The 12,390-nt window shown below is 44.3% G+C and carries 16 protein-coding genes; all 16 read right to left on the reverse strand.

Annotated elements, in window-relative coordinates; all coding sequences use genetic code 11:
* Nucleotides 1–2: 2 nt before the first annotated feature.
* Nucleotides 3–2,981 carry a phage tail tape measure protein gene (locus DCC82_RS17730; protein WP_199222361.1) on the reverse strand — a complete coding sequence of 993 codons (2,979 nt, stop codon included), beginning with the start codon at nt 2,979–2,981 and terminating at the stop codon, nt 3–5.
* 12 nt (nt 2,982–2,993) lie between these two features.
* A complete protein-coding gene (locus tag DCC82_RS15435; protein WP_108430442.1) occupies nt 2,994–3,230 on the reverse strand; it encodes a hypothetical protein in 237 nt (78 codons plus the stop codon).
* Nucleotides 3,190–3,531: a hypothetical protein gene (locus DCC82_RS15440; RefSeq protein ID WP_108430443.1), complete on the reverse strand. Its 342-nt coding sequence runs from the start codon at nt 3,529–3,531 to the stop codon at nt 3,190–3,192. Before DCC82_RS15440 ends, DCC82_RS15435 begins: the two co-directional genes overlap by 41 nt.
* 3 nt (nt 3,532–3,534) lie before the next feature.
* Nucleotides 3,535–4,116: a major tail protein gene (locus DCC82_RS15445; protein WP_108430444.1), complete on the reverse strand. Its 582-nt coding sequence runs from the start codon at nt 4,114–4,116 to the stop codon at nt 3,535–3,537.
* A gap of 5 nt (nt 4,117–4,121) precedes the next feature.
* Entirely contained in the window at nt 4,122–4,442 is a 321-nt protein-coding gene (locus tag DCC82_RS15450; RefSeq protein ID WP_108430445.1) for a hypothetical protein, read from the reverse strand.
* 1 nt (nt 4,443) lies between these two features.
* Nucleotides 4,444–4,824 carry an HK97 gp10 family phage protein gene (locus DCC82_RS15455; RefSeq protein WP_108430446.1) on the reverse strand — a complete coding sequence of 127 codons (381 nt, stop codon included), beginning with the start codon at nt 4,822–4,824 and terminating at the stop codon, nt 4,444–4,446.
* Entirely contained in the window at nt 4,817–5,146 is a 330-nt protein-coding gene (locus DCC82_RS15460) for a phage head closure protein (RefSeq protein WP_108430447.1), read from the reverse strand. The genes DCC82_RS15455 and DCC82_RS15460 overlap by 8 nt, the downstream gene beginning before the upstream one ends.
* Complete coding sequence (locus DCC82_RS15465; RefSeq protein ID WP_108430448.1) at nt 5,127–5,417, reverse strand: head-tail connector protein; 291 nt, start codon at nt 5,415–5,417, stop codon at nt 5,127–5,129. The genes DCC82_RS15460 and DCC82_RS15465 overlap by 20 nt, the downstream gene beginning before the upstream one ends.
* Entirely contained in the window at nt 5,414–5,569 is a 156-nt protein-coding gene (locus tag DCC82_RS17735) for a hypothetical protein (protein WP_187252125.1), read from the reverse strand. The genes DCC82_RS15465 and DCC82_RS17735 overlap by 4 nt, the downstream gene beginning before the upstream one ends.
* A 41-nt stretch (nt 5,570–5,610) precedes the next feature.
* Nucleotides 5,611–6,729 (reverse strand): phage major capsid protein, encoded by a 1,119-nt coding sequence (locus DCC82_RS15470; protein WP_108430449.1) that lies wholly within the window; start codon nt 6,727–6,729, stop codon nt 5,611–5,613.
* A gap of 42 nt (nt 6,730–6,771) precedes the next feature.
* Complete coding sequence (locus tag DCC82_RS15475) at nt 6,772–7,500, reverse strand: head maturation protease, ClpP-related (RefSeq protein ID WP_108430450.1); 729 nt, start codon at nt 7,498–7,500, stop codon at nt 6,772–6,774.
* On the reverse strand, nt 7,500–8,723 hold the full coding sequence (locus DCC82_RS15480) for a phage portal protein (RefSeq protein ID WP_108430451.1): 1,224 nt from the start codon (nt 8,721–8,723) through the stop codon (nt 7,500–7,502). Before DCC82_RS15480 ends, DCC82_RS15475 begins: the two co-directional genes overlap by 1 nt.
* A gap of 12 nt (nt 8,724–8,735) precedes the next feature.
* Entirely contained in the window at nt 8,736–10,436 is a 1,701-nt protein-coding gene (locus DCC82_RS15485; RefSeq protein WP_108430452.1) for a terminase large subunit, read from the reverse strand.
* Nucleotides 10,436–10,933: a phage terminase small subunit P27 family gene (locus DCC82_RS15490; protein WP_013524424.1), complete on the reverse strand. Its 498-nt coding sequence runs from the start codon at nt 10,931–10,933 to the stop codon at nt 10,436–10,438. The genes DCC82_RS15485 and DCC82_RS15490 overlap by 1 nt, the downstream gene beginning before the upstream one ends.
* 88 nt (nt 10,934–11,021) lie before the next feature.
* Complete coding sequence (locus tag DCC82_RS15495) at nt 11,022–11,429, reverse strand: HNH endonuclease (protein WP_108430453.1); 408 nt, start codon at nt 11,427–11,429, stop codon at nt 11,022–11,024.
* Nucleotides 11,430–11,921: 492 nt separating this feature from the next.
* Entirely contained in the window at nt 11,922–12,359 is a 438-nt protein-coding gene (locus tag DCC82_RS18350) for a helix-turn-helix domain-containing protein (protein WP_233253044.1), read from the reverse strand.
* Nucleotides 12,360–12,390 lie beyond the last annotated feature (31 nt).

The following is a 12,390-nucleotide window of genomic DNA, read 5'->3' on the forward strand; positions in this document are numbered from 1 at the left end:
GTTCAGCGAACACACACAAGTCGCTTGAAGCCCCCACCTCTAAGCGAAGCGTAGGTGGTGGGTAGTTCACTTAATGATCTCAGTATTTTTCCGCCAGCCTCTATGATTTTTGGTAAGTTATCAATTATCGCTTTTGCCACTGCAACAACTAATTTAATCCCTGCATCGACTAGTTGTGGTAAAACCTGAATAATACCCTTGATTAGCGCTGTTAAGATTTTTACGCCCGCATCAATGATTTTTGGTAGATTTTGAGCGATTGCACTTGCGATTTTGACGATTAAATTCACTGCTGTATTAGTTAGTTGAGGTAACACTTTCACAATTCCGTTTACAACTGCTAAGAGAATCTTGACACCTGCATCAATGATTTTTGGTAAATTTTGAATTAAAGTGGCAGCTACTTTCGTGATTAATTGCACTGACATATTGACGAGTTGCGGGAGAGCTCGAACAATTCCGTTGACTATTGATGTTAAAATTTTTATTCCAGCATTGATGATTTTTGGTAAGTTTTGAACAACCGCATTGACTAAAGTTACTATGATAGTGAGTCCTGCGGTAATTAATAACGGCAAGTTCTTAGTCAAGGTACCAACTAGTGTTTGTATAACTGTTACAGAAGCAGCAACGATTTTCGGTAATGCTTGCGAGATTCCACTGACTAATTGAACGATCAATTGTAAACCCGCTTGAATAATTAAAGGTAATGACGTGACGATGGCATTGACCAAAGTGTTAATAACCTGAGTACCCGTTTCTATCAATTTTGGCAGGGTAGTAGAAATTCCTTGCGCCAAAGACTGAACAATGGTTGCCGTCGTTTGTATAATCGTTGGCAGTGATTGAACAATACCGTTGACGAAGTTAGTTATTATACCGACCCCAGCCGTAACCATTTGAGGGAAGCTGGTTGTCAAAAAGTTCACTATTGCGTTTGTTACGTTTTGAATCGCCATAGTGACGGCACCTGTATTATTACTGATGGTTTCAGCGATTGCGGGTAGAAACCGGGACACCGTAATCAACACTGCAGGAAGTCCACCAACTAGCGCAGCAATGATCGACGGGATAATTTGAGCAAAAATTTCTCCTAATCTACTAAAATCTCCATTTATTGCGGAGATAACTGCATTTTTGAAGTTTTCAAACGCTTGTACCGCCGGCGCAATAAAGGAAGAAAGCCCGCCGAATACCTCTTGTGCTTTAGCTCTAATTTCATCCCAATTTTTATAAACGGCAACGCCAGCCGCTACCAATCCGGTGATTGCTGCTATAGCAATTCCAATCGGACCAGTTAAAAAGGCGATGACTTTACTAAATACCCCTATCATACCTCCTGCTTTCGCTATCGCCCCAGATACTTTGCCAAATGCTAATGCTAGAGCACCAAAACCATTTACTGCACCACCAATAATAGCTATCACTATTCCTATCGCCGCAACTATTCCTGTTAATACAGCAGTTACAGCAGCACCAATTGCAATGAATTTTTGCATAGATGGCGATAAATTATTGAACCAATTAATCAATCCCTGCAATGCTTCTGCAATCTTTTGAATAGCCGGAGCCAACGCATTTCCAATCGTAATTTGCGCTGTTTCAAACGCTCCCTGCAATTCTTCAAGCGAACCTTTTAGATTGTCCTTCATTTTGGCGGCCGCTTCTTGCGATGCGCCAGCTGAATTTTGCAATGATTTCGTTAGTTGATCTAATTTTTGCGGTCCGGCTTCTACTACAGACAACATTCCACTTGCGGCTTCTGTTCCGAAAATCGTTGATAGTGCAGCTAGTTTCTGCGCGTTGCTCATATTTTTTGTTTTTTCAGCCAGTTGCCCTATGATATTGCTGAACGGAAGCATTTTTCCATTGGCGTCGGTTATTTTCACACCCAAGGCTTCGAGTGTATTCGCTGCTTCCCTCGGTGGGTCAGAGAGGCGGATAAGGGCCGCGCGTAATGTTGTTCCGGCTTGTTCACCTTTAATTCCGTTATTGGCCATTATCTCCGTGGCCGCTGCTAGTTGTTCTAACGATATTCCCAATTGTTTTGCGATCGGAGCCGCGTATTTAAAGGTGTACTGCATATCTTGTACACCTGCGGCTGAATCGTTCGCCGCTTGTGCGAGAATATCGGCTACCCTGCTTGCTTCGCTTGCTTCCAAGCCGAACGCATTCAACGCCGCTGATACTGTTTCGGCAACAAGTGCCATATCTTCGCCCGATGCTTCCGCCGCTGCGATAATGCCAGGCATTGCTGCAAGAATCTGATTCGTGTTATAACCCATTGCGGCCATAATTTCCATGCCTTGTGCGACTTCGGTTGCGGATTTCGATGTAGATGCACCCAAATCAAGTGCGGCTTTCTCTAGCTTTTTGATTTCTGCTGGTGTTGCTCCAGCAACGGCTCCAACACGGTCGATTTGTGCTTCAAAATCCATCGATTTTTTAACCGCGAATCCTAATGCCCCGCCGATTGCCGCTGTTGCCGCTCCAAATGATACGGCCATGGATTGTCCGACATTTTGCATCCGTTGTCCAACGTCGCGCAAGTTTTGCCCAACACGGTTCAGGCTTTCTTGCAATCGCCCCCATGTCGTTGTGTGTTTATTAATTGCACCGTTGGTTTCTTCGAGGCGATTTTGTAGACTCCGCAGTTGTCCTTCCGTCTTTTCCAGCTCGCGTTGAAAAGCACGGTACTGTCCTTCTGAAATCTCGCCGCGCCGAAATTGCTCATCGACTTGTTGTTGTACGCTTTTAAGCCGGTTGAGTTTTTCGCTTGTATTCTCAATTTGTTTGGCAAGGAGCTGTTGCTTTTGAGCCAAAAGTGTTGTGTTCGACGGGTCGAACCGGAGCAAACGGTCTACCTGCCGCAATTCCGATTGAATACTTTTGCTTTTGGATTCGACATCAGCGAGAGCTTTTCCAAGCTTTGTGGTGTCCGCTCCGATTACTATATTTATGCCGCGCACCGTTTCGGCCATATTCTCACCACCTTATCCGAAGAAACGGTCAATATCTTCTTGTGTCGCCATCCGCGTTTTTTGCTTCTTGTCGCCTATGTAAATATCTGCATAGGCCAATAAATCTCGCACACGCAATTCATTCATTTCAGAAAAAGAAAGACCGGTACGCTTCCCGATCGCTAACAATTCGAGATCGAGGCGTTCCGGCTGTTCGTATGCTGTATCGTTATTTTCCTTTCGTTCCGATTCCTCGGCGAAAAAATCCATCTGATGCTTCGTCCATAATTGCATTAATAACATCGACATCAGTAAAATCGAACGATTCCAAATCAGCTACCCAGTTCATAAAATCAGGAAATTTTTTACCGACACCTTCATGCGCTTTTGCCATCGCCCATGTCAATTGTAAAAGAAAAACAGAGTCAATCTTTGACGGATCTTTTGCTATATCTTGCATTTTCACCAAATCACCAACTAAATCCGTACCAAAAGCCTGCTTATAATACACAAGGGCCAAAGGCGTAGCCTTTAGCCCGATTTCTTTCTCACCGATTTTAATTGTTCTCATTTATTACGCGCCTCCTCCCACTGTTGTTGGTAACGTTACGGAGCTAAAGAAATTATTGTAGGCTGTCGCATTCGTATCATTCAGTTCCATAACACCGCGAACAATGTTTTTTCCGTTCACTTCGATTGGAAGTATACGAATATTCAATGTTTCTGTCGCTGGTTCAACCGATTCAGCGCGCGTGCTGTGTTCTTTAGATGGACGGCTCGCTTTGCATCGATAATACACGAAACGACGGTTTTTCTTGTCGCCCAGGATTTGACCAAGTAGCGCGAATTCTTTCGGGGTTCCATCTGTCGTTTCAACAAGCATCCCGTTTGCGTCGATTTCCCAGCCGAGCATTTCAGCCAAAATGTCGTCAGGGACATTCGCCATCTCTAATTCTGCGGTATATCCATTGTTCGAAGTATAAGTAAAATACGGACCGTTGTCCGCGTAGAACGTGCTTTCCTCACCTTGCGGCTCTGGACTGAAACGGACAGCCCCCGGAATAGCCACAGGCGTTTCCCATGTCGGCGTTGTATCGTCTGTCAAAAAAGCAATGTGAACTTTCTCCAAACCGAATGTCACTTTGTTTTGGCTCATATTCTTCAACCTCCTAGAATTTGAATTTCATAGAGTATTTGATACAAGTTTTCTGTATCGAGAAACGTCTCGAACTTGCGATAGGGCAGGCCTAGCTCTTTGAGTTTGTCTTGCACCAACTTTTCGGCATTCAAATCTTTCTTGTTTGTGTATAGTTCAACTTGAAAATTGCTGATCTCAACATAGTTTTGATTGTCAGCAATTAGATCGGAGTTGTAAGCGAATTGATACGTAATAAACGGCGGCGTAACTGGACTGGAAAATGAACCGTAGGCGACTGGATAGCCGATAGTTTTTAAGGCTTGGTATAACTCTGCTTGTGTCATCTTAACCACCGTTTTCGATTACTCTTTTTAGCTCTTTCGGCAAGTCTGCCGCATGTTTCTCATATGCTGGACGCAAATGCGGATAGGCAGGGACACGTCCACCATTTACTTTGGCATGGCCAAATTCAAGAAGATGAACGCGGCGATAGTGTTTTTTGTTCCACACGATGCGTTTGGTTGTGCCGTATCCGTCCTCTTTCGTGATCCCAAATGACTGCGCGTATTCACCCGTTCGTTTCGGAGCGAGCGCCTTGGTTTCTTGTAATACTTTCCGTGCAGTCTTGTCTACTGTTTTCCGAACACCTTCGACCACGCCGTCTGTGTATTCTTTGACCGCTGAAACTAATTCATCAGCTAGACGATCAATCGGAATGTTAGCCATCCGCCGCCACCCTTTCCGTTGCGATAATGGTTAACGTTTTCTTGCCTTCATCATCATTGAGAACACTTTGTATATCAAACTTCCGTCCTTGATAGTCGATCCTCATTGTTTCATCGATTCCAGGAGTGTACCGAATGATAAAACGATAGGTTCGCTCCGCTTGGACGGATGCGGCGGCAAAGTATTCCCTGCCACTTACCGTCTTAATTGCCGCCCAACATGTCCGTACTGGTTGCCAATCCTCGATTTGTTGGCCGATCTCATCCACTGTGACAACCATCTTCAACAGCGTAATGCGGTGTCTAAACAACCCCGGATTCATCGATACCACCATATGTTAATTGAGTTAAGATACTTTGGATGATCGGCCTTGTTTGATCGGTTGCCTTTCCAATCATTTCTCGGTTTTCGTACCAATCGGCAATTAGTGTCATACAAAAAAGTTTTGCCAAGTGATTCGTCGAATCGTATGTGATTCCTGTGGCGTTTTTAAGATACTGCTCAGCCGCGTTAATTAAGGTAGTCAGTAATGCATCGTCATCCGTAAAATCCACACGTAGCCACGTTTTCGCTTCGTCTAAAGAAACGATCATTCTTTCACCTTCGTTTCTTTAGACTTTTTCACTTCCTCCACGTAACCGAAACGGATGAGCTTTTCCGCTAACTCCTTCGGTAAGTTGGCTTCTTCGCCCGCTTTTAGGTCGTAGCCAACACCAACACAATCAATGAGAGCCTTAACCTTCATGCTATCCCTCCTTCAAGAAAAAGAGGGGATTATCTCCCCTCTTATTGCGGCAGTTGAACCTCGCCGAATACAAACGCTTCATTGTCGCGCATTTTTACTTCCATACGTTCAATCGCTCTCCAAAGCGTCACATCTGTTTGGAAGGCGTCCATCGCCACATCAGACGACATGATTTCGGTTTGTTGGCGGTCGAACAGAACAATACCTTCTTCAAGGTCTCCAACGATAATCGGAGCGAATTCTGCCTCTGTTCCGCTATCAACACGAGAAGGCATCACCTTGTTCGATACGATTACAACCGGTAACCCGAACAGTTGACGACCGGATGGCGATTCAAGAGACGGCTGCAATAAGAATTGACCGTTATTGTCTTGCAACGTATCTAACCAGTTGTATGCATCTTGGTTCACAAAAATGCTGGCTGTAGACCGGAATGCCGGGTCAAGCTGGACGTTGACCACTTTTTTCAACCCTTTAATATCCGGAATTGCGGTTTTTGCTTGTGTGTTCAGGATAGCGCTGATTAGGTTGTTGCGCGTCACACGCGATTCATCGCCGATCCAACGGATAAGTGTATTAACAATTGCCTCCGTGCTGTCTTTCAGAAGCTCGTTCGTCACACGGAAGAAACCGGCGTATTTTTTCACTTGATAAGTGAGAACCGTGAATTGAGGAGTAGCTTTTTCCGGGATTTCACCGTTTTCCGGAACCTCAATAAATCCGGTTTGTTGCGAACGTTTTTTGAATACACGCGAACCGCTTAACGTTGTGACCGGCTCTACCGTAATAAAGTTTTGCAGAGCGTCTTTACTTTCACGATACTCATTGATCCGCGTTTGAATGTCTTGCGGCACCGTATAGCCGCCGTCCTGGTTGCTGCCTTCGCTCATTGCATTACGAAAACGGGTACGGATGTTGTTGACAAATGCTTCTACCTCGTTCTCTTTCACTTGTACAGTCGGTTTTAACGGCTCTTTGTTCTCCACTTGCGCTTTTTCTTCCTCATACAACTCTTTCGCGATGTCAAATTTCTCTTGCAAAGCGACAATTTCTTCTTTTAATTGCTTTGCTTCCTCAATTTTATTTTCAGCAAGAAGTTTACGGGCTTCTTCCTTTTTGTTTTGGATTTGTTCAAGCAACTCACGTAATTCTTTCGGCATGTTTGTTTCCTCCTTTTTTGTTTTTGTGCAATAAAAAAGGAACTAGATTAAATCCAGTTCCAAAAGCAATCGTTCTTTTTCGTCTTGCTGTCGTTGCTTACTAATAAATTTCATGACATCCTGCATAGATCGGTTAGCGCTATTGACAATTGCTAACCGGCTAAACGCTGCAACGTCGCCAACCTCCGGCTTTCCATCTTGGTATAGGATGCCGTCAGCAAAACCTTCTTTTACGGCGACGTTGGCTGACATCCATGTCTCATCATCCATCATTTGCGAGATTTTACTGCGTGATCTGCCTGTTTTTAAGGCATAAGCGTTAATTATTGAGTCTTTAATGGTGTCTAAAATGTCAGCGACTTTTCGAAAAAAGTGCATATCTCCGTATGCCCCTGTCAGAGGGTTGTGAATCATCATTACCGCCATTGGCGACATTAGCACTTCGTCGCCGGCCATTGCAATGACAGACGCCGCGCTCATCGCCTTGCTGTCGATCTTGACGGTGATCTTGCCATTATGCTCCTTCAGTGCGTTGTAAATACCAGCCGCCGCGAATACACTGCCGCCGTAGCTATCAATCCATACGGTGATGTCCTTGCCTTTGTACTGACTCAATTCTTCTTTAAATGCGTTTGGTGATACTGACGGCACGCCAAACCATTCGTATAGCCACGCTTCGTCATCGTCTACAATGTCACCTTCAATGCGAAGCTCCACGCTCTCTGGTTCATCATCTGTAGCTTTGTTATGAATAAACTTCCAAAACGGCACTAACTGTCACCTCCTTTCTTATATTGCTGACCAACCATCGTAATCGGGATATAGTTGCCGTTCACCATTAACATGTCACCGCCTTCCTCAGCTGGTAGGTCAAGATAGCTTCGAGCCTCGTTCGGCGTATATATACCGTTATTCACACCTTTTGCTAGTGCTTCCATCTGCGTTTTGATATCAGCGCGCAAAATGACATTTACATTAAACTTCCAAAAATACCCGTCTCTTATCATTTTGTCTGACAGTATTTTGTAAGTAATCTCTTCCTCGTACTGCTTTAGAATGTAAAGTAACGTATCAACATAAAAAGCCAAGTTCTGCGCTTCTGCTGACGCATAACTTGACTTCTCGTAATCGTTGATTTGATTCGGTTTGATTCCAAACGCCGCTGCGATTTGCAACGTTGTGTACTTTTTCAGTTCGAAAAATTGGCTATCCGTCAGTTTAATATCTAACGGAACCAACTTCATCCCTAACGGTACAGGGATGATTTTTCCGGCGTTTTTCGAGCCGTTAGCGAACTGTTCAAAGCCTTTCACCAATCGGTCGCGCGCTTCTTGGTTCAAGTCGCCTGTGTACTCTAGCACCGCTTTTCCTGTTAGCCCTGTTTTATACAGGTTGTTCATAAAGTTTTGACTCTCTAGCGCTCCATCCACCGTTGCTTTCAGAATGTCACGTACTGGCATGCCGATCAATCCGTCGAACGTCGATGATGTCTTGAAGTGCATTACTTCGTCACTTGAAAATGTGTACATTTTTCCTGTATGTCGGTCATTGTATCGGTACCATATCTTATCCTTCGTTCCTAAAATTCCTTGATCGTCAACGACGACCGTGACATCTTGACTCGGCATAATCCATAAGTCTTTCAATTGCGGACCTTGAAAACGACACCACACGTAAGCATTTCCGTAGTGGTTGCGGTTCATCTCTACTGTTGACCAAAACACCGTGCTGGTCATGTAGGGATTCGGGCGTAGCTTTAAAATGTTATACAAGTCCATCTTGTCGCTTTTTACGATGCCTTTTTCTGTGTTCTGATACATTTTTAACGGCAGTTTCCCTAAGCTCTCCGCCAGAATCTTCAAACACGCAAAATACGTTGCTTCCGAAAGCTTATCTTTCGGTGTATCCGGGTCAATACCAAGCCATTGAAGCAACGTCGGACTTGTCATATCGACTGTCTCATTTTTAAACAGTCGCTTCAACCAGTTCCACATATTCTCACCTCCTTACCAGCCCATCATTTTTAGATAATCCTCTGTCACTTGATTAATGTCGATGGAATCATCTCGAAGCATCGCACGAACGTGTGCGTTGATAACCGCAGCAATCGGGTCAATACGTTCTGATGACTTGCTTTTATCGAGCATGATGTTTTCATTCGCATCCTGTCTTGTGACTGCGTTAGAAATTGCCCACGTAAGCACAGGATTGTTGTTGTGAATAAGATTCCCCGAATACACTTGCTCACGAAAATCTTTTGTCGGGCCACCAAGCGTCTGAATACCTTGCCTAATCTCGATAACCGTATACCCTTCTGCTTCCATGTCTTGCATGAATTGAGTGGCATTCCAGGGGTCAGCGCATATTTCTCGTACTCTGATGTTGTACTTTTCTGTGAAGTTTTTGATATACGCTTTTATGAAACCGTAGTCCACTACCGCTCCTGGAGTCGCCGTTATCCATCCTTGTCTAACCCATAAATCATATGGTACTTTATCCGTTCTTCTTTTCTGATTCAGTGTATCTTCTGGCATAAAGCTATGACCCAGCACGATGTATTTGCCATCCTTTTTGAAGATAAAACCCACGCTCGTCAAGTCAATTTTCGCGGATAAGTCCACACCAACAACGCACTCAAGACCTTCGAGGATAGATAAGTCAAAATCTTGGCCACATGCCGCCCATTTGGACATATCCATGTATCCATTTTCACGCATATTGACCCATACATTCATGTTTTTCGTTAGGAAGTTCCGCATTTTCTCCGGTACATCTAACGCGGTTTTTAGTTCCCCACGCAAATAAGCCAATCCTTCTTCATACGAGCAAAGAATAGGATTGGCCTTTTCCCAATTTCGTTCATCTTTTATATCATCGTCTTTGTCTAACTCGTTTATCATCACGAAATATTCATCGTTTTCAATCGGATTGTTTGGATCAAGTATTTTCGAAACGTATTGGTACTCAACGGAATAACAAGGATGTTGTAATTCAAATCCTGCCGTTGTAATAATCATCATCAACGGTTGCGGTCTTGCACCCATACCAGACACAAGAACGTCGTAAATTTCACTAGTCGGATGCGCGTGATATTCATCGATAATACCGCATTGTACATTCAATCCATCACCTGTTTTCCCAGCATCTTTGGAAAGTGCGGCAATAAAAGAACCGCTTTTTAGGTGTTCGATTTTGCCGTAAGCAATTTTGTACTTACCTTTCAGAAAGTCACATCCTTGTATTTGTGCCTTGATCTCATTCCAAACGATCTTACTTTGCTCTGTTTTGGTCGCTCCGATATACACTTCTGCCATACTCTCACCAAAGGCAAACACTTCATATGAACCAACACACGCAAGGGATTGCGATTTAGCATTTTTGCGTGCTACTTGCCAATATGCTTTTTTGAAGCGACGCAATCCAGTTTCCTTATGCACCCATCCGTAGATGTTGCCGAACACAAAGACTTGAATCGGTGCTGGCTCAATTCGTTGACCTGCTAACTTCCCTTTTGTGTGTTTGAAAAGCGTCATCCAATTGAGAAAGCGAAGCGCCTTTTCTTCATCGAATACATACGGGAATTCGTCCGTTCCCTCTCGCTCAACATCACGCAAAAATCGCCGACACGCCCATTTGTGTTTTTGACAAGCAATGATGTCACCATTTAAAACGTCATGACAATAATCAATCAGCCATTGTTTCAACATCAAATATCACCAAATAACTTTTCTTCCGGTGTCGGCTCTCTTTCTTCTTTTTTCGGCATAGCAAGCTTTGCCCTGGACGCTGGCGTCAATCCGAATTCAGCCGCCAAGCTTTTCATTTGTTCATGCAACTGCTTTTTCTTGGTGAGAAGAGGATGAGGCACTTTATTTGTTTCGGCCGCTTTGTTGGTGTATTCGACCATGAGCCCCTCTTCCGCGATGATCCGGGTGCACTCGATATAATTGACATAGGCGTCACAGTACAACGCCAACGCGTCCACGTCGATATTGGTCAGCAGATCGAGATCCTGCATCTCTTTGACGATTCGCTTAAACTCTTTCTTGGCCTCATCGCTAAGCCATGCAGGCGGCTTCACTTTGTTTGCTTTTGGTTTCAACCGCTTTTCGGCTTCTACCCTCTGTTCGATTTCTTTTTTCGTCAATCGGTTTTTATTCCCTTGCAACAAATGCAGCTGAATCGGCATCGCTTTTCGTCCCATCACGTTCTCACCTCCTGCTTACCCCCTTTTACGAGAAAAAACGAATTTTGTGCGCGCTGAGGGGCCCGCGCGGTCCTGGGCGAGCCGGTTAAAAATTTTTGACCCGCCCCTCCCCATATTTTTTCTTGTCTTCGGCCGTTTTCTTGTTGTGGTGCGCATGACAAAGTGACCGTAAGTTGCTGAGTGCCAATCGCAGATGCCAAAACCAACGAACAGGTTTTATGTGGTCCACAACATCAGCTGGCGTGATGCGCTTTTCTTCCAGGCAATCTTGGCACAAATAGTTATCACGCATCAGCGCTGCTTGCCTTACTCGTTGCCATTCTTTGCTGTGATAAAACTCACGCGCTTTCTGATCGCGGATATGTTCATCGTAATAACGATTCCGTTCTGCCTTATCTTGTTGTTCTCTATGCTTATGCTGTTCGCAATATCGTCCTTGTGTTAGGTTTGGGCAGCCTGGAATTGAGCAAGGCTTCTTCGGTCTGCTCGGCACGAAATCACTCCAAATAAAAAAGCACCCGATTATTCGGATGCTCGTATATCCAAAATACGTTTCAATTCGTCTAATGTTTTCATCGCGGTATAGACGGTGAACTACCCACCACCTACGCTTCGCTTAGAGGTGGGGGCTTCAAGCGACTTGTGTGTGTTCGCTGAACGGTAAGCCACACACAAGAACCCTTTACGCTTCCCTTCGTTCCGAAGGTGTCCGTTCTAGCTATATTCTATCATATTCGTTGGCTAACGCCAACCGAAATTCATCTCCCACTTTCACTGGTGCTGGCGCACCTTCACGTTTAGAAGTAGGAGACTTCTTTCGGAAAGATGTTAAAATTGTATCCACTCAAATTCAAAACAAAAACGCCACCCCAATCGGAGTGACGCCCTGCTTCAACATATCCCACGCTATCATCATATCATGTCTGACACAAAATAATCTGTCATCTTTCTGTCATTTTTCCTTAATTTTTCTTTCAGTTTTCTGTCATTTCTTCGGTTCTCCAGTAATACGAACCATTCCTGCATGTGTAACCAACCAAGTTCCGCCGCTTTTTCTTGCTTCATTTACTCTGAATTTTCCACGGTTAATCCATTTATTCACCGTATTGTAACCGAGCCCCCATTTTTCTTCAGCCTCACGTGCTGTATAGACTCGAAATAAAGATGTCGGCTCCCCTTTAATCAACTCCGACTCGACTATATATTCATCATCAACCGGATAGCAGCGAATTTCCACTTCCGCTATCTTATCGCCGGATTCGTCCGTGATCTCAACCGTCCGTTTGTGCAAATCGTTAATCTGCTCGTCAGTCAAAACATCATATTCGTATGCGTCTGGAATGCAAGAAAACACATCTTCCAAAATATCTGCAAATACTTCAGCGTTGTTCATCGGTTCGCTTACCTGTTTTGTAAACAACATATTCGACACCCTTTCAAAAAGTTTTTCAGGA

It is taken from the genome of Geobacillus sp. LYN3 (assembly GCF_003064505.1).
GTDB classification, from domain to species: domain Bacteria; phylum Bacillota; class Bacilli; order Bacillales; family Anoxybacillaceae; genus Parageobacillus_B; species Parageobacillus_B toebii.

What these genes read in the sequence shown, in the direction of transcription:
- DCC82_RS17730 (WP_199222361.1), bottom strand. Translation starts at nt 2,981, where the DNA reads ATGGCCGAAACGGTGCGCGGCATAAATATAGTAATCGGAGCGGACACC.
- DCC82_RS15435 (WP_108430442.1), bottom strand. Translation starts at nt 3,230, where the DNA reads ATGGATTTTTTCGCCGAGGAATCGGAACGAAAGGAAAATAACGATACA.
- DCC82_RS15440 (WP_108430443.1), bottom strand. Translation starts at nt 3,531, where the DNA reads ATGAGAACAATTAAAATCGGTGAGAAAGAAATCGGGCTAAAGGCTACG.
- DCC82_RS15445 (WP_108430444.1), bottom strand. Translation starts at nt 4,116, where the DNA reads ATGAGCCAAAACAAAGTGACATTCGGTTTGGAGAAAGTTCACATTGCT.
- DCC82_RS15450 (WP_108430445.1), bottom strand. Translation starts at nt 4,442, where the DNA reads ATGACACAAGCAGAGTTATACCAAGCCTTAAAAACTATCGGCTATCCA.
- DCC82_RS15455 (WP_108430446.1), bottom strand. Translation starts at nt 4,824, where the DNA reads ATGGCTAACATTCCGATTGATCGTCTAGCTGATGAATTAGTTTCAGCG.
- DCC82_RS15460 (WP_108430447.1), bottom strand. Translation starts at nt 5,146, where the DNA reads ATGAATCCGGGGTTGTTTAGACACCGCATTACGCTGTTGAAGATGGTT.
- DCC82_RS15465 (WP_108430448.1), bottom strand. Translation starts at nt 5,417, where the DNA reads ATGATCGTTTCTTTAGACGAAGCGAAAACGTGGCTACGTGTGGATTTT.
- DCC82_RS17735 (WP_187252125.1), bottom strand. Translation starts at nt 5,569, where the DNA reads ATGAAGGTTAAGGCTCTCATTGATTGTGTTGGTGTTGGCTACGACCTA.
- DCC82_RS15470 (WP_108430449.1), bottom strand. Translation starts at nt 6,729, where the DNA reads ATGCCGAAAGAATTACGTGAGTTGCTTGAACAAATCCAAAACAAAAAG.
- DCC82_RS15480 (WP_108430451.1), bottom strand. Translation starts at nt 8,723, where the DNA reads ATGTGGAACTGGTTGAAGCGACTGTTTAAAAATGAGACAGTCGATATG.
- DCC82_RS15485 (WP_108430452.1), bottom strand. Translation starts at nt 10,436, where the DNA reads ATGTTGAAACAATGGCTGATTGATTATTGTCATGACGTTTTAAATGGT.
- DCC82_RS15490 (WP_013524424.1), bottom strand. Translation starts at nt 10,933, where the DNA reads ATGGGACGAAAAGCGATGCCGATTCAGCTGCATTTGTTGCAAGGGAAT.
- DCC82_RS18350 (WP_233253044.1), bottom strand. Translation starts at nt 12,359, where the DNA reads ATGTTGTTTACAAAACAGGTAAGCGAACCGATGAACAACGCTGAAGTA.